This window comes from Nocardia sp. NBC_00565 (assembly GCF_036345915.1).
Classification (GTDB): Bacteria; Actinomycetota; Actinomycetes; order Mycobacteriales; family Mycobacteriaceae; genus Nocardia.
Genome location: NZ_CP107785.1, coordinates 5,875,613 through 5,890,174, shown reverse-complemented (window position 1 = coordinate 5,890,174; position 14,562 = coordinate 5,875,613). Strand labels below are relative to the sequence as shown.

The 14,562-nt window shown below is 66.7% G+C and carries 18 protein-coding genes; 6 read left to right on the top strand and 12 right to left on the bottom strand.

Going from position 1 to position 14,562, the window contains the following annotated elements; translation table 11 throughout:
- Window positions 1-17 precede the first annotated feature (17 nt).
- From rsgA to OG874_RS27265, 3 genes are all read right to left on the bottom strand, one after another.
- Complete coding sequence (gene rsgA, locus OG874_RS27275) at window positions 18-1,004, bottom strand: ribosome small subunit-dependent GTPase A (protein ID WP_330257432.1); 987 nt, start codon at window positions 1,002-1,004, stop codon at window positions 18-20.
- Complete coding sequence (gene aroA, locus OG874_RS27270; protein WP_330249975.1) at window positions 1,001-2,311, bottom strand: 3-phosphoshikimate 1-carboxyvinyltransferase; 1,311 nt, start codon at window positions 2,309-2,311, stop codon at window positions 1,001-1,003. The genes rsgA and aroA overlap by 4 nt, the downstream gene beginning before the upstream one ends.
- Window positions 2,312-2,417: 106 nt before the next feature.
- Window positions 2,418-3,917, bottom strand: coding sequence for an aldehyde dehydrogenase family protein (locus OG874_RS27265; RefSeq protein WP_442943430.1), 1,500 nt, complete (start codon window positions 3,915-3,917; stop codon window positions 2,418-2,420).
- Between the two features lie 184 nt (window positions 3,918-4,101).
- Between OG874_RS27265 and OG874_RS27260 the strand changes: the two genes are divergently transcribed.
- Entirely contained in the window at window positions 4,102-4,899 is a 798-nt protein-coding gene (locus OG874_RS27260; RefSeq protein ID WP_330249973.1) for an SOS response-associated peptidase, read from the top strand.
- A gap of 24 nt (window positions 4,900-4,923) precedes the next feature.
- Here OG874_RS27260 and OG874_RS27255 read toward each other — a convergent pair whose 3' ends face one another.
- A complete protein-coding gene (locus OG874_RS27255) occupies window positions 4,924-5,280 on the bottom strand; it encodes a hypothetical protein (protein WP_330249972.1) in 357 nt (118 codons plus the stop codon).
- A gap of 84 nt (window positions 5,281-5,364) precedes the next feature.
- Entirely contained in the window at window positions 5,365-5,859 is a 495-nt protein-coding gene (gene ybaK, locus OG874_RS27250; protein WP_330249971.1) for a Cys-tRNA(Pro) deacylase, read from the bottom strand.
- Between the two features lie 141 nt (window positions 5,860-6,000).
- Here ybaK and OG874_RS27245 point away from each other — a divergent pair, with 141 nt between their 5' ends.
- The gene (locus OG874_RS27245) at window positions 6,001-6,768 is read left to right on the top strand and encodes a sigma-70 family RNA polymerase sigma factor (protein WP_442943429.1); all 768 of its coding nucleotides are present in this window, start codon (window positions 6,001-6,003) and stop codon (window positions 6,766-6,768) included.
- Window positions 6,769-6,841: 73 nt separating this feature from the next.
- Window positions 6,842-7,123 carry a mycothiol system anti-sigma-R factor gene (rsrA, locus tag OG874_RS27240; RefSeq protein ID WP_330249970.1) on the top strand — a complete coding sequence of 94 codons (282 nt, stop codon included), beginning with the start codon at window positions 6,842-6,844 and terminating at the stop codon, window positions 7,121-7,123.
- 162 nt (window positions 7,124-7,285) lie between these two features.
- Here rsrA and OG874_RS44885 read toward each other — a convergent pair whose 3' ends face one another.
- Window positions 7,286-7,360, bottom strand: coding sequence for a 50S ribosomal protein bL37 (locus OG874_RS44885; protein ID WP_022597109.1), 75 nt, complete (start codon window positions 7,358-7,360; stop codon window positions 7,286-7,288).
- A 91-nt stretch (window positions 7,361-7,451) separates the two neighbouring features.
- On the opposite strand from OG874_RS44885, the gene OG874_RS27235 reads away from it, so the two are divergent.
- Window positions 7,452-7,667, top strand: a complete 216-nt coding sequence (locus OG874_RS27235) for a biotin/lipoyl-binding carrier protein (protein WP_330249969.1) — start codon at window positions 7,452-7,454, stop codon at window positions 7,665-7,667.
- Between the two features lie 23 nt (window positions 7,668-7,690).
- Window positions 7,691-9,205, top strand: a complete 1,515-nt coding sequence (locus OG874_RS27230; protein WP_330249968.1) for a sensor histidine kinase — start codon at window positions 7,691-7,693, stop codon at window positions 9,203-9,205.
- Window positions 9,206-9,377: 172 nt separating this feature from the next.
- On the opposite strand, the gene OG874_RS27225 is transcribed toward OG874_RS27230, so the two are convergent.
- Both OG874_RS27225 and OG874_RS27220 read right to left on the bottom strand, forming a co-directional pair.
- Window positions 9,378-9,632, bottom strand: a complete 255-nt coding sequence (locus OG874_RS27225; protein ID WP_011211115.1) for a WhiB family transcriptional regulator — start codon at window positions 9,630-9,632, stop codon at window positions 9,378-9,380.
- A gap of 250 nt (window positions 9,633-9,882) precedes the next feature.
- Entirely contained in the window at window positions 9,883-10,827 is a 945-nt protein-coding gene (locus OG874_RS27220) for a diacylglycerol/lipid kinase family protein (RefSeq protein WP_330249967.1), read from the bottom strand.
- A 66-nt stretch (window positions 10,828-10,893) separates the two neighbouring features.
- On the opposite strand from OG874_RS27220, the gene OG874_RS27215 reads away from it, so the two are divergent.
- On the top strand, window positions 10,894-11,334 hold the full coding sequence (locus tag OG874_RS27215) for a hypothetical protein (protein ID WP_330249966.1): 441 nt from the start codon (window positions 10,894-10,896) through the stop codon (window positions 11,332-11,334).
- Between the two features lie 9 nt (window positions 11,335-11,343).
- On the opposite strand, the gene OG874_RS27210 is transcribed toward OG874_RS27215, so the two are convergent.
- The 4 genes from OG874_RS27210 to OG874_RS27195 all read right to left on the bottom strand — a co-directional run bounded on the left by OG874_RS27210 (window position 11,344) and on the right by OG874_RS27195 (window position 14,268).
- Complete coding sequence (locus OG874_RS27210) at window positions 11,344-11,772, bottom strand: endonuclease V (RefSeq protein ID WP_330249965.1); 429 nt, start codon at window positions 11,770-11,772, stop codon at window positions 11,344-11,346.
- A gap of 7 nt (window positions 11,773-11,779) precedes the next feature.
- Window positions 11,780-12,271, bottom strand: a complete 492-nt coding sequence (locus OG874_RS27205; protein WP_330249964.1) for a GNAT family N-acetyltransferase — start codon at window positions 12,269-12,271, stop codon at window positions 11,780-11,782.
- On the bottom strand, window positions 12,268-12,879 hold the full coding sequence (locus tag OG874_RS27200; protein ID WP_330249963.1) for an acid phosphatase: 612 nt from the start codon (window positions 12,877-12,879) through the stop codon (window positions 12,268-12,270). Before OG874_RS27200 ends, OG874_RS27205 begins: the two co-directional genes overlap by 4 nt.
- Before the next feature lie 162 nt (window positions 12,880-13,041).
- Window positions 13,042-14,268: an Rv3212 family protein gene (locus OG874_RS27195; protein WP_330249962.1), complete on the bottom strand. Its 1,227-nt coding sequence runs from the start codon at window positions 14,266-14,268 to the stop codon at window positions 13,042-13,044.
- Window positions 14,269-14,562: the final 294 nt, after the last annotated feature.

Genomic DNA, 14,562 nt, shown 5'->3' with positions numbered 1-14,562 from the left:
CGGCAGTCGACGCTCAATTACCAGGGATCGTTAGAGCTCAGGGCTGCTAGCAGCAGGCGGATGGCGGCGACGCGACGTTCCTTGCCGGGCAACGTATCCAGGGCGCATTCGGGGTCGGCGGGCGGACCGAGATGGGTACAGCCGCGCGGACAGTCCTCGATGGCAGCGGCCAGGTCGGTGAAGGCGGCGATGACATCGTCGGGGGTGATGTGCGCCAGGCCGAAGGACCGAACGCCGGGGGTGTCGATGACCCAGCCGCCGTCGGGCAGGGGCAGGGCGACGGATTGGGTGGAGGTGTGTTTGCCCTTGCCGACGCCGGAGACCTCGCCGACGGCTCGATCCGCGTCCGGCACAAGGCGATTCACCAATGTCGACTTGCCGACACCGGAGTGGCCGATGAAGGCGGTGAGGCGATCGGTGAGTAGTTCGAGGACCGGTTCGAAGGAGTCGTCGATGCCGCCGTAGATGATGGTGAGCTCGAGATCATCGAAGGCGGCGGCGAATTCGGATTCGGCGGCCAGATCGTGTTTGGTCAGGCACAGAATCGGTTGCAGCCCACCGGCATACGCGGCGACCATGCAGCGTTCGACGAATCCGGTACGCGGCGGCGGGTCGGCGAGCGCGACCACGATGAACAGTTGTTCGGCGTTGCCGACCACGATCCGTTCGAAGGGGTCGGTGTCATCGGCCGTGCGGCGCAACACTGTCCGGCGTTCGGCGACGCGGACGATGCGGGCGAGGGTGTCGGTTTTTCCGGAGGTGTCGCCGACCACGTCGACCTGATCGCCGACCACGATCGGCGTGCGGCCGAGTTCCCTGGCCCGCATGGCGACGATCAACCTGTCCGGATCGCCACCGAGCACACAACCCCAGCGGCCGCGGTCCACCGAAACGACCATGGCCGACTCCGCGTCATTGTGCTGCGGACGGGTTTTCGTGCGCGGACGAGACGACTTGCCCGGGCGCACCCGGACATCCGACTCGTCGTACTCGCGCTTCCTCAGCGCGCCGCTCCTTGATCCGAGAGCGTGGGATCCAGCATTCGCTGCCACAAACCGACGAATCCGGGCAATGTCTTGGCCGTGGTCCCGATGTCCTCGATCGACACGCCCGGCACCTTCAGTCCGAGAATCGTACCGGCCGTTGCCATTCGGTGGTCGGCGTAGGAATGCCAGGTGCCACCGTGCAGCGGGGCGGGAGTGATCTCCAGCCCGTCCTCGGTCTCGGTGACATTGCCGCCGAGCCGGTTGATCTCGGTGGACAGCGCCGCGAGCCGGTCGGTCTCGTGTCCGCGCAGATGCGCGATGCCGCGCAGCCAGGACGGCGAATCCGCGAGCGCCGCAAGGGCGGCCACGGTCGGGGTCAGCTCGCCCACATCGTGCAGATCGATATCGATACCGGCGAGTCGCTCGGGGCCGCGCACGGTCAGCACACCGTCGAAGCGGCGCACCTCGGCGCCCATGCGCACCAGGATCTCCCGGATCACATCGCCGGGTTGCGTGGTGATCTGTGGCCAGTGCGGGATGCGGACCTCACCGCCGGTGATGGCGGCGGCGGCCAGGAACGGCGTGGCATTGGACAGGTCGGGCTCCACATCCCAGTCCACCGCGCGGATCGGGCCCGGCGCCACGGTCCAGGTCTGGGCCTTGCGACTGTCGGAGGGGGCCTCGACCGCGACATCGGCTCGCCGCAGCATCTCCACCGTCATCTCGATATGCGGCATCGAGGGCAGTGCCTTACCGCTGTGGTGCACCACCACACCCTCGTCGAAGCGGGCCGCCGACAGCAGCAGACCGGAGACGAACTGGGAGGAACCGGAGGCATCGATGGTGACCGCGCCGCCGCGCAGCGCGCCCTTGCCGTGCACGGTGAACGGCAGACCGTCGCCGTCGATATCGGCGCCTATGCGGCGCAGTGCGTCCAGGATGGTGCCGAGCGGGCGGACCCTGGCCTGTTCGTCGCCATCGAAGGCGACAGCACCGGTGGCCAGGGTCGCGACCGGCGGCAGGAAGCGCATCACGGTGCCCGCCAGTCCGCAGTCGACGGTGCCGCCGTGCAGCGGGGCGGGCGTCACGGTCAGCGTGTCACCGTCGCCCTCGATCCGCGCACCGAGCGCGCGCAGGGCATTGATCATCAGGTCGGTATCGCGGCTGCGCAGCGCGCCGGAGAGGGTCGACGGGCCGTCGGCCAACGCGGCCAGAATCAATGCCCGGTTCGTGATCGATTTCGATCCGGGCAGGGTCACGGTCGCGTGCACGGGTACATCGACATGGGGCGCTGGCCAGAAACTCACCTGTCTATCTTCGCCCATCGCCAACCCGGACACACGGGCGGTTGCCGAACTCTCAGCAAAATCGTCCGTACCACGGGCCACAGCCGCCGCACCGGTCGCGGCGACCGATGCGGCGTCCGGCGGTTTACTTGTGGCGTCCGTGCAGGATCGGGACCAGGCGGCGGAGCAGCTTCATCGTGGACTGGGTGCGCGAGTAGCTGAGCAGCGCCATGCCGGGAATCGTGAAGCGCTGCATCGCAATCGAATGCGGGCGGGAGAATTCGCGCAGGCCGGGCTCGCCGTGGATGCGGCCGATACCGGACTCGCCGACACCGCCGAAGGGCAGGCCCGCGATGGCGGCGAAGGCCAGCACCGAATTCACCGAGGTGGCGCCGACGCGCAGCCGACGCGCGATCTCCAGGCCGTTCTTCTTCGAGTAGACCGCCGAGGACAGGCCGTACTTGGACTTATTGGCCAGTTCCACGGCCTCGTCCACACCGTTCACCGTGCGGATGGTGACGGTCGGGCCGAAGGTCTCCTCGGCGACGGCCTCGGAGTTCTCGTCCACATCGACCAGCACGACCGGCTCGATGAACGGGCCCTTCACCGACTCCGGACCGCCGAGCACCGCGGTGCCGCCGTTCTTCAGCGCGTCGTCGATGTGGCGGCGCACGATATCGATCTGGCTGGGCATGGTCATCGGACCGTAGGCCGCGCCGGCGCCCGAGCCCGGTTTGATGTCCTTCAGGATGCGCTTGACCTCGGCGACGAATTCGTCACGCACCGAGCGGTCCACGTACACCCGCTCCACACCGGCGCAGGTCTGGCCGCTGTTGGCGGTCGCGCCCCAGGCGACCGCGTCGGCGGCGGCCTTGATATCGGCGTCGCCCGCGACGATCACCGCATCCTTACCGCCGCATTCCAGCAGCACTGGGGTCAGCGAGTCGGCGGCCGCGGCCATGATCCGCTTGCCGGTCGCGGTGGAACCGGTGAACGCGATCTTGTCCACGCCGGAGTCGACCAGCGCGGCACCCGTCGCGCCATAGCCGTTGATGGTCTCGAAGACCCCTTCCGGCAGTTCCGGATTGGCCTTCTTGAACGCCGTGGCGAGGAAATTGCCGATGCTGGTGGAGTATTCGCTCGGCTTGAAGACCACGACGTTGCCGGCGGCCAGCGCGTAGGCGATGGAGCCGTTCGGGGTATAGACCGGGTAGTTCCACGGTCCGATCACGCCGATGACGCCGAGCGGGCGCTGCTCGAGGCGCGCGGAGAAGTTCGACATCAGCGCCCCGGGGAAGATCTTCTTCGGCGACAGGATCTTCTTGGCGTGCTTGGCGGCCCAGGCGATGTGTTCGAGCGCGAGCATCAACTCCAGGAACGCGTCGTCGAGCGGCTTGCCGTTCTCCTGGTGGATCAGCGCGGTGAACTCATCGGCGTCCGCGACCAGCTGGCTCGACCAGCGCAGCAGATGTTTGCGCCGCTCGTCGAAGCCGAGTCCGCCCCAGACGGGGGCGGCGGTGCGGGCCTTGGCCACGGCAGCGCGCACCGCGTCCGCATCGGCGATGGCGTGGGTGGCGATGACCTCTCCGGTGGCCGGGTCGACCGATTGCAGCGCCGTTTCCGGCGCCGCTGGGGTGGTCTCGATGGTTGTCACGGTGGGTATCTCCTCTTGCCGTCTGCGATGGCCGGTCGGTGCGCATGTGCGGGATGGATCGCGATATAAGTTAACCGTCATTCCCTGAGATGATGCTATGCCAAAACTCTCACCGGGTCACCACCTACTATCAATTCTTCCCGAGTCCGTCGGCGCCTAGTGGAAGTATCGAGATATGTGTGGCAGATATGCGACAACTACCGATCCCGGTCGGCTCGCCGTCGAGCTGGACGCCATCGACGAGACCCCGGCCGCTGGCAACGGCGGGTTCACCAACTACAACGTCGCGCCGACCACCCAGGTGCTCACCGTGGTGGAGCGACACGAGCACGGCCATCCGGACGACGACCCCGAGCTGCGCATCCGGCGGATGCGCTGGGGACTGATCCCGGTCTGGACCAAGGCCGCCGAACCCGGTGTGCCGGCGAAGGGCAAGCCGCTGTTCAACGCGCGCGCCGATAAGGCCGCGACCACGCCATCATTCCGCGATGCGGTGAAGTACCGCCGCTGCTTGGTGCCGATGGACGGCTGGTACGAGTGGCTGGTCGAACCAGATGCGGTGGCCGGGGTCAAGGGCAAGGTGGCCAAACATCCGTACTTCATGGCGAATGCCGACCGATCGCGGCTGTACATGGCCGGATTGTGGTCGGTATGGCGGGACCGTTCGCAACAGGAGAGCGAGCCGCTGCTGTCCTGCACCATCCTGACCACCGACGCCGTCGGCGATCTCACCCGCATCCACGACCGGATGCCGCTGCCGATGCCGCGCGAGCACTGGGACGCGTGGCTGGACCCGGATCATCCGGCTCCGGCCACCCTCTTGGAAACCCCGAGCGCCGAGTCCGTGGCGGGCATCGTGGCGCGGCCGGTCTCGTCGCTGGTCAACAGCGTGCGCAATAACGGCCCGGAGCTATTGGCGCCGTTGGACATCCAGTCGGATACGGAAAAGGCCGGGCAGATCAGCTTGCTCTGATCGCCCGGCCCGCCGTTGGTCGACTCAGAGCTGGCACTTCACGCTGGGTGTCACGATATTGAGCGCGCACTTGGCGATACTGCCGCCCAGGTCGATGACCTTGCGCGCGACGCCGCCGCCCAGGTCGATGACCTTGCCCGCGACACCGCCGCCCAACTTCTCGGCCTTATCGGCCCTTTCATCCTTCTTCGGGGTGCCGTTCTGCTTCGGTGCGTCGTCGATGGGCTGCCCGTCGAACGGGAAGTCGCCGACTTCGGTCACCCCCGGTCCGCCCGGGTTGGCGGCTGCCGTCGGCGCGAGCAGCGCCACGGGGGCGAGGGCGAGCAGGAGAACTCCGAGCAGGGCGACGATCATGGTGCGCAAACGCTGGCGCGTGGACATTTCGCATCACATCCTCGAGTCGGACCAATCGGGCGATCTTGATCTTGTCCAGTAACGCACAGATGTTGCTGAAATCGTGTGAAATTACCCGGATGCCACCTCGGCGGTAACCGCTTCGGTGAGTCGGACGAGGTCTGCGGGCGCCAATTCGATTTCCAGCCCACGCCGTCCCGCGCTGCACAACAGCCGATCCCAGGCCAGCGCCGAGGCGTCCACCACGGTCGGCAGCAGCCTGCGCTGGCCGAGCGGTGAGATGCCGCCGAGTACGTAACCGGTGATTCGCTCGGCCTTCGCCTTATCGGCCATCACCGCCTTGGGCGCGCCGAGTGCCGCAGCGGCGGCCTTGAGCGACAAGGTATTCGGCACCGGTAGTACCGCGACCGCGAGCACACCGCTCGACAATTCGATCACCAGCGTCTTGAAGATCTGCGCCGCCGTCACGCCGACCTCGGCGGCGAGCGCGTCGACGGCCTCGGCGCCGTAGGAGTCGGCGCGCGGATCGTGTTTATAGGCGTGCACGCGATGGGCCACCCCGGCCTTGGCCAGTGCGCGGATCGCCGGTGTCGAGGCTCCTGCCATGCGGGCCACCTTAATGGCGGTAGACCCCCGGTCGGCACTGGATTTCTCACCTGCGCGGCCGCCGCTTTCGGTGCGGAGAATTCGCTGTGGGAACACAGTCGGGCGCGGACATGTTGCATGCGAATACAGAAAGCTCCACCGCTGTACGACGTGAAGGAGAGGTCGGTGCCCGTTCTGCTCGAAGAACGTCCGACGGAGTCTCGGTTCCCACTCGATCTGACCACGCCTGTAGATTTGGCAGGTACGGCGATCGAAGGGATTGGTGTGACGAGCGACGATCACGTGGTGACCGACGGTGCGGTCGGCGCCGCGGTCGACGATACCGAGCTGGCGCGGCGGTTCGAGCGCGATGCGCTCCCGCTGCTCGACCAGCTCTACGGTGCCGCGCTGCGCATGACCCGGAATCCGGCCGATGCCGAGGACCTGGTGCAGGAGACCTACATCAAGGCGTTCCAGGGCTTCAAATCCTTCAAGGAGGGCACCAATCTGCGTGCCTGGCTCTACCGGATCCTGACCAACACCTACATCAACTCCTACCGCAAGAAGCAGCGCCAGCCCGCGCAGTACCCGACCGACGAGATCACCGACTGGCAGCTCGCGGCCACCGCCGAGCACACCTCGACCGGTCTGCGTTCGGCCGAGGTCGAGGCGCTGGACGCACTGCCGGACGACGACATCAAGGCCGCGCTGCAGGAGCTGCCGGAGGAGTTCCGGATGGCGGTCTACTACGCCGATGTCGAGGGCTTCCCGTACAAGGAAATCGCCGACATCATGGGCACTCCGATCGGTACCGTTATGTCCCGGCTGCATCGCGGTCGCAAGCAGCTGAAGGGATTGCTCGCCGACGTGGCGCGCGAACGAGGTTTCAACCGCAACGGCGCGGAACGCCAGGAGGTCAAGCAGGCATGAGCGAGCGCAGCGAGCGAATCGAAGGTGCGGCACCTTCCGGTGCGACGGAACCGAGCGCCAGCGAGGTGCAGTCGTGACCGAGCGTGACCCTGATATGGAGCTGGACTGCACGGCTGTCATCGCCGATGTCTGGCTGCTGCTCGACAACGAGTGTGACCAGGCCACTCGCGAACGGCTGCAGCACCACATGGACCACTGCTCGCCGTGTATCGAGGCCTTCGGCATCGAGGAGAAGATCAAGGGTCTGCTGAGCCGCAAATGCGGCGGCGACCGGGCGCCGGATTCGCTGCGCGACCGGCTGAGCCTGGAGATCCGGCGGTCGGTCACGGTCACCCGGGTCGAGACCTCCGAGTAATCCGTCCCGGCGCAGGTCGGGACCACTGAACAAAGAAAAACACCGAGCGGCACTGTTGTTGGCCCTCGGTGTTTTTCGTCTCGCTGATCTTTTCGAGCGACCTGCAAGCAGTCGCTACGCTGATCCTTTCGAGCGACCTGCAAGCAGTCGCTACGTTACGGCTCAGGCGTTAGGACGCTTGCCGTGGTTGGCCGCGTTTCCCTTGCGGCTGCGCTTCTTACGACCACGCTTACCCATAGGTAGTCTCCCTTCTGATTGAAGGCCATTGTTTCATGTGTGGTTGGCTGTAGCTTCAGCGGATACGGGCCGAACGAGTGAATGGGGTGTCATGGCTGAGGAAGTGCTCTCGGAGCTGGTGTCGGTCGTGCAGCAGGTCGTTGTCGCCGAGGGGGACGAGGTGCACGAGGGCGACACGCTGGTGATTCTCGAGTCCATGAAGATGGAGATTCCGGTGCTGGCCGAGAGTGCGGGCACAGTGAGCTCGATCGGCGTCAAAGAGGGCGATGCGATCAAGGCCGGGCATCTAATCGCCGTCATCTCTTAGTTTTTGAAACGGGTAGACCGAATATGGCGACACTGAGCGAGCTACTGGCCGAACACACCGACCTCCCCGGCGTCGCCGTGGACCATCTGCAGCGGGTTGTCGGCGATTGGCAGCTACTCGCCGATCTGTCCTTCGCGGATCTGCTGCTGTGGGTCGGTGCGGGACCGATCACCGACGGCGCGGATATCGTCTGTGTCGCGCAATGCCGCCCGACGACCGCGCCCACCGTGCATCCGGAGGATCGGGTGAGCGGTGCGGCTTCGCATGCCGATTACCCGCAGGTCTTCGACGCGCTGATGACCGGCAAGATCGTGCGCGCGGACAGCGATATCGAGGCCGAGGGCGTCTACCACCCGCATCCGGTGCACGCGGTCCGCGAGGCCATACCGGTGCGCTGCGGCGATGATGTCATCGCGGTGCTCAGTCGCGATACCGATCTGCAGCGTTCGCGGGTGCGCAGCACGCTGGAGATCGCCTACGTCGCCTGTGCCGACGATCTGTGCCAGATGATCGCCGACGGCACCTTCCCGACCACCGAAGACCGCGCCGCGACGCACTCCAGCCCGCGCGCGGGCGATGGTTTCATCCGGCTCGATACCGAGGGCATCGTCGTCTACGCCAGCCCGAACGCGCTGTCGGCATATCACCGGATGGGTCTGCAGGCTGATCTGGCCGGCCAGGATCTGGCCGTCACCACCCGGTCGCTGATCACCGACCCGTTCGACGCCCAGGAAGTCGTCGGGGATATCCAGGCCGCGCTGGCCGGTCGCACCGGGCGGCGCATGGAGGTCGAGGCACGCGGTGCCACCGTGCTGCTGCGCACCCTGGTGCTGCGGCCACACGGCGAACTGGCCGGGGCGGCGGTGCTGGTCCGCGATGTCACCGAGGTCAAGCGCCGCGACCGCGCGCTGCTCAGCAAGGACGCGACCATCCGGGAGATCCACCACCGGGTGAAGAACAATCTGCAGACGGTGGCCGCGCTGCTGCGGTTACAGGCGCGCCGCACCGAGAACGAGGAGGCGCAGGTCGCGCTGACCGAATCGGTGCGCCGGGTCACCTCCATCGCCTCGGTGCACGAAATGCTGTCCATGTCGGTGGACGAAGAGGTCGATCTCGACGAGGTGGTGGACCGGCTGCTGCCGATCATGGCCGATGTCGCGACCGTGCACACCGCCAGAATCAAAGTCCGCCGGGCCGGTTCGCTCGGCGTCTTCTCCGCCGAACGCGCCACCCCGCTGGTGATGGTGCTGACCGAACTGGTGCAGAACGCCATCGAGCACGCCTTCGATTCCGGCGAAAACGGCACGGTGACAATCCGTTCCGAGCGCTCGGCGCGCTGGCTGGACGTGATCATCAGCGACGATGGTCGCGGCCTGCCGCCGGGTTTCAGCCTGGAATCCTCCGACCGCCTCGGCCTGCAGATCGTGCGCACCCTGGTGACGGCGGAACTGGGCGGCTCGATCGGTTTACACCCAGGTGCCGATATCGGCACGGATGCGGTGTTGCGGGTGCCGCTGGGACGTCGCTCTGGTCGATAGTTGGCTCGCGAGGTCACATCCCTGCTGATCCCATTGGTAATCAACGACTTTCGAGCGAAGCGAGATCGAGTAGGCAAATAGATACGGGCACAAAATAGCCCGGCACCTAAGTGCCGGGCCTTAACTGCGTTACCGGGCCGGGCTGATAGGTCCGGTAACGCCAGTCGTCTGGTTAGACGACAGTGCGGGTCCGCGTACGAGCGTTGCGGCGTTTGAGCGCCCGACGCTCGTCCTCACTCATTCCACCCCACACGCCCGCATCCTGTCCGGACTTCAGGGCCCAGGACAGGCAATCGGCGGTGACGGGGCAGCGAGCGCAGACCAGCTTGGCATCGGCAATCTGCGCGAGCGCAGGACCACTGTTACCCACCGGGAAGAACAGCTCGGGGTCCTCATCGCGACAGATGGCCTTGTGGCGCCAGTCCATTCCTCTGCTCCTTTGCTGCGCGCCGCAAAGGGCGCCTATGGTTTGTGGATCGTTTACTTGTGCGACCTGAATGTTTCCGCACGGTTGCTTGTGAATGCTTTCACGAACACCGTAGATGTCAATAGGCATCTGGTGCACCGTGGGGAAGCTCACGCTGTCAAGGTCCCCCATGGGGAACCTGCCCGGTCCTTTGTACTCGCTCTACCCGGTTTTCGCAGCGCAACACCGAGATTCTTCGCGCGTTTCGCGCCTACTCGGGGCGCGGAGCCACGACATCGAGCACGTTCGGCACGGCTGTGAAATCCACCATGTTGCGTTTTCCGATAAAGTCGCCATCGATTTGCAGCCCGATCGGCTCGGCCGACTCGATCCGCACCGACGGCACATCGTCCTCACGAAATAGATTGCGGGACTTGGGATTTCCGTTGGCGGCGAGCAGCTGGCGGGCCAGTAGCAGCGTGGAGACCACCGACATCGACCGCACGGCAAACACACCGAGACCCGTTTCGAAGGCCGTCCCCGGGTTGGTGTGCACCGGAGTCGAGTTCAGGTAGGTCCAGGGACTGGTGTTCGTTACGAATGCGTAATGGACCTCACCGACTGGCTCGTGTCCCGGGATCTGGATCCGGACGCTCGGCTCCTTGCCTTTGACCTTGAAGAATTGTCGCACAGTTGTTCGAACATAGCGTCCCGGAGTGGCGGCATGGCCATCGGCGCGGCTGTTGTCGATCGCCTCGCAGACATCGGCGTCCAGGCCGACGCCCGCGCTGAAGCCGAACCAGCGATCATCGGCCAGGCCGAGCCCGATCTTGCGGTCTCGGTCGAGGGTGAGCAGGTCGATCAGTTGGTTGGTCGCGGTGACCGGATCCGGGGAGATGCCCAGTGCGCGCGCGAACACATTCGCCGAGCCGCCGGGGATCACGCCGAGGCGCGGCAGCCAGGCCTGCCCATCGTTCACCTGAGGCAGCGGCAGGAAGCCGTTGACGGTCTCGTTGACCGTCCCATCGCCACCGTGCACCACGATCAGATCCATCTCGTTGGTCGAAGCCCACTGCGCCAGTTCCGCCGCGTGGCCGCGATGCTGGGTATGCGCGACGGTCAGCTGAGTCCGACTCTCCAACGCGTGCGCCAGCAGATCCCGGGTCGCCGGCGTGGTGGAGGTGGCATTCGGATTCACGATCAGCAGCGTCCGCACGTTGGGAAGCCTAATCGGCGTACAGCCCGGTCCGAAAAGCCGCCGAGTGCGTTCTAGGCTTGCCCCGTGGCGGACAGCGGCAAAGACGAGGTTTCGGCGGGTGTGCCCGCGACGGTGCGGGGCGCGGGCGGGTTGGTCGCACTGGAGGGTGCGGTCGCGGTGGGCGTGGCGATCGTGTTGATCGTGCGCGGACTGCTCGGGCACGATCAGAGTGCCGCCAGCGGATACGGCACCGCCGCGTGGTTCGGCATTCTCGGTGGGGCGGTGCTGGCGGCCGGGATCGGGCTGTTCCTCGGGCATCGGTGGGGGCGGGCCATCGCGGTGATCGCGCAGGTGCTGCTGCTTCCGGTGACCTGGTCGCTGTTGACCGATTCGCATCAGCCGGTGCTCGGGGGGCTGCTGGGTGTGGTCGTGATCGCCGCGCTGGTGCTGTTGTTCGCGCCCGCGTCGAATCGCTGGATGGCCGAGTTGTACGGGATCGACTCGGACGCGCCCGAATCGAAGTAGTCCCCTGGTTCAGGAGGTCGCGGCGCGCAACGCCTGACGGCACAGGTGATCCGCCTGCCTGGTGGTCTCGGGCTGCCGGTAGCGCGGAGTGAGTGCGAGCACCTGGGCGCATGCGGTGTCGAGGTCGATGAGATGCCCGACCGAGACGAACACCGGTTTGATGCCGCGCCGAGTGCGCAGGGCGCGCCCGACGACCTCGCCCGCCATCGTGATGTCGCTGGCCGCACCGCGTTCCGGGCCCGGCTCCGGATAATCGCCCCATGGAGTCTTGGCGACGCCGATCGTCGGTGTGCCGCTGAGGATTCCGAGATGGCAGGCCAACCCGAAACGGCGCGGGTGGGCCAGTCCCTGTCCGTCGCAGATCAGCAGATGGCCGCGATTACCAACGGACGCAACGGATCCTGGACCGCCACGGCCTCGTCCGCGGTGGTCGGCCACGCGGCGCTCACCAGGCTTGGGCGGCCAGCTTGTCGATGGCCTCGCCGGTGAGGCGGTAGCCGACCCATTCGTCCTGCGGGTTGGCGCCGATGGACTTGTAGAACTCGATGGAGGGCGTATTCCAGGTCAGCACGGACCAGTCGACCCGGCTGTAGCCGTTCGCGGCGGCCTCGGCGGCGAGTGCGGCGAGCAGCGCTTTGCCATAGCCCCTACCGCGCGTCTCCGGTTTGACGTACAGGTCCTCCAGGTAGATGCCGTGCGTGCCGGTCCAAGTGGAGTAGTTCAGGAACCAGATCGCGCAGCCGACCACACCGTTCTCGTCCTCGACGACGTGGGCGAAGACCGCGGGCGCGGGTGCGAACAGGGCGGCGTGCAGTTGCTCGGCGGTGAGCGTGCACTCCTCGCGGGCCCGCTCGTACTCGGCGAGGTCTTCGACCAGGCCGACCAGCGCGGGTACGTCGGCGGGGGTGGCGCGGCGGATCTGGCCGGGGCGAGTCATAGTGCGGCTCCATGATCGGTGGGAACTAGGTTGTGCGCCAGGATGGTTCGGTCCTCGTGCTCGAAACCGAGCACCGTGATCGCGGCAGTCGACATGGTGAAGCGACGCCCCTCGGTGATGTCGAGCTCGGCCCAGCGGGCGATCAGCGCCCGGGAGAAGTGACCGTGCCCGACCAGCACGATATCCCGGTCGGGCAGCGCGGGTTCGACCGAAGCCAACACCCGATCGGCGCGGGCGCGGACCTGTGCGGCGGTCTCGCCGCCCGGTACCGCGCCGGTCCAGATGGTCCAGCCCGGAGCGTTTTCGCGGATCTCGACCGAGGTCAGGCCCTCGTATTCGCCGTAGTCCCACTCGGCCAGATCGTCGTCGACGATGGTGTCGGTCAGCCCGGCGAGCGCCGCGGTGCGTACCGCTCGCTCGCGCGGACTGGTGAGTACCAGCGGGTCGCGCAGCTTCAGCTCGCTCAGCAGACCGCCCGCGGCGCGGGCCTGCTCCTGGCCGCGCTCGGTGAGCGGCACGTCGGTGCGGCCGGTGTGGCGCCGCTGGTTCGACCAGGTGGTTTCACCGTGCCGGAGTAGGACCAGCCGGGCGTCGTCGAGTGCGGACATGACTTCCATCATGGAGCACGGGTCCGACAGCGCTCCCCCGCCTCCCCGAATCTTTTGCCGGTCGTCGGTGCCTCGATAGTCGCGTCGCGGGCCGACGGTCTGGATGCGGCAGATCTCTGGGCGTACCCGACGAGTTACCCATGTGCTTGCGAAATCAGTCGCCTAGCCGAGGGCGAACATCTCGGTGCCGCGCTTTTCGAGGACTGTCGTCCCGAGGACCGCGAGCGAGATGGGCGAGCCGTCGTAGCCTGGGCGGGCGACCGGAATGCGGGACAGTTCGGCGCCCGAGGTGGGGTCGAGGACGGCGATCGCGCCGTCCACCGGCATGAGTAGTCGGCCCGCCATGAAGGCCGGGCTGCCGAGGGCTGCGGGGGCGGCCCAGATCGGATCGAAGGTGCTGGCGTTCAACGCGATCAGGCTGTTGCCGGTGAACACCAGGAGCAGCGAGCTGATCCGGGTGGTGGTCGTCCTATCGCTCAGCGGTGCCGAGAGCTGGTGCACCACAAGGGCGTTGCCGCTGCCGTCGTAGACCTCGAGTCGCGGCGAGGTCGCTTCGGTCCCCGCCACACCGGGCAGGTACAGCACGATTCGGTTATCGGAGACCGCGATGACGCGCGCGTCGGGGGAGTCCGCGCCGGGGCCGGTGAGCACACGCGAGCCGTACTCCTCGGGCACCGTATTGTCCTTCGGCGCCGGATTGAGGACGGTCAGCCGATCGGTGGTGTCCTCGGGGCAGCGTTCCAGTACGGCGAGCCGGGTGGAGCTCGAACTCGACGAGAGCAGCTTGCACCCCTTGCGCGGCTGGGTCTTCACGTTCACCGGTGCGTCCACGTAGCCGTACTCGAGCGTGCGCACCAGATCCGAGCGCCACATCTCCAGCCGCCGCGGCCCCTGGGCCAGCACATAGGTGCCGTCGACGGATAGCTGCACGGTCGGATCCATATAGCTGCTGCGCGCGGTCCGCCGGGAACCGTCCTCACCGGCCAGCAGCGTGGCCTGACTGCAGCCGCGCTGATCCTTGTACGCCGCCACCACCGTGCCGAACTGCGACTCCACGCCGCATAGGGGTAGATCGCGCCGGTAATGCCACAGATCCGCACCGGTACGCGGATCGTGACCGGTGACCGTGCCACCGTCTCCGGTGACCACCGAGCCCGCGGCCACCAGCGCGCGATTCGACGCGGGATCCGGCGCATGCCAGAGTTCAAGCAGATTCGCGGGCACCTGATCCGCCGCCGACGGCGTCGACAACGGATGTTCCGCCGTCACCGACTCCGTGCTCTTCGCATCACTGCGCGCCCACACCACGACCCCCGCGACCACTACGAGCACAGCGATCGCGACTGCGGAGATGATGTCGGCGCGCGTTCGCCGCTCTGGTACGAGCACGCTTGCGAGACTACAACGTGTCTCCGCTGCGGTGAGATCGGGAGACACCGCCGTTCTCGGGCGTCCTGGACTCACGCCGATGCAGCGTGAGTGTTGGTTTCCGTGTCGTGCGGGACGGTTTCACCCGCACGGATATGCGGGTCAGCGCCTTCCCATCGGCCCCATCGGCGCAATGATCGAATACGAATCGTGCGGCGCGGGCGTGGCATGACGGCAGGATTTGCTGCTCAGCCGTGGGGGCCGAGCAGAACTGCAACCATCTGTGCCGCACAGCCCCGGCAGCATTCCACCGGC

Bases quoted from the DNA above. Each gene is read 5' to 3' on its own strand.
- aroA (WP_330249975.1), bottom strand. From the start codon at position 2,311: ATGGGCGAAGATAGACAGGTGAGTTTCTGGCCAGCGCCCCATGTCGAT.
- OG874_RS27260 (WP_330249973.1), top strand. From the start codon at position 4,102: ATGTGTGGCAGATATGCGACAACTACCGATCCCGGTCGGCTCGCCGTC.
- OG874_RS27255 (WP_330249972.1), bottom strand. From the start codon at position 5,280: ATGTCCACGCGCCAGCGTTTGCGCACCATGATCGTCGCCCTGCTCGGA.
- ybaK (WP_330249971.1), bottom strand. From the start codon at position 5,859: ATGGCAGGAGCCTCGACACCGGCGATCCGCGCACTGGCCAAGGCCGGG.
- OG874_RS27235 (WP_330249969.1), top strand. From the start codon at position 7,452: ATGGCTGAGGAAGTGCTCTCGGAGCTGGTGTCGGTCGTGCAGCAGGTC.
- OG874_RS27230 (WP_330249968.1), top strand. From the start codon at position 7,691: ATGGCGACACTGAGCGAGCTACTGGCCGAACACACCGACCTCCCCGGC.
- OG874_RS27225 (WP_011211115.1), bottom strand. From the start codon at position 9,632: ATGGACTGGCGCCACAAGGCCATCTGTCGCGATGAGGACCCCGAGCTG.
- OG874_RS27205 (WP_330249964.1), bottom strand. From the start codon at position 12,271: ATGACTCGCCCCGGCCAGATCCGCCGCGCCACCCCCGCCGACGTACCC.
- OG874_RS27200 (WP_330249963.1), bottom strand. From the start codon at position 12,879: ATGTCCGCACTCGACGACGCCCGGCTGGTCCTACTCCGGCACGGTGAA.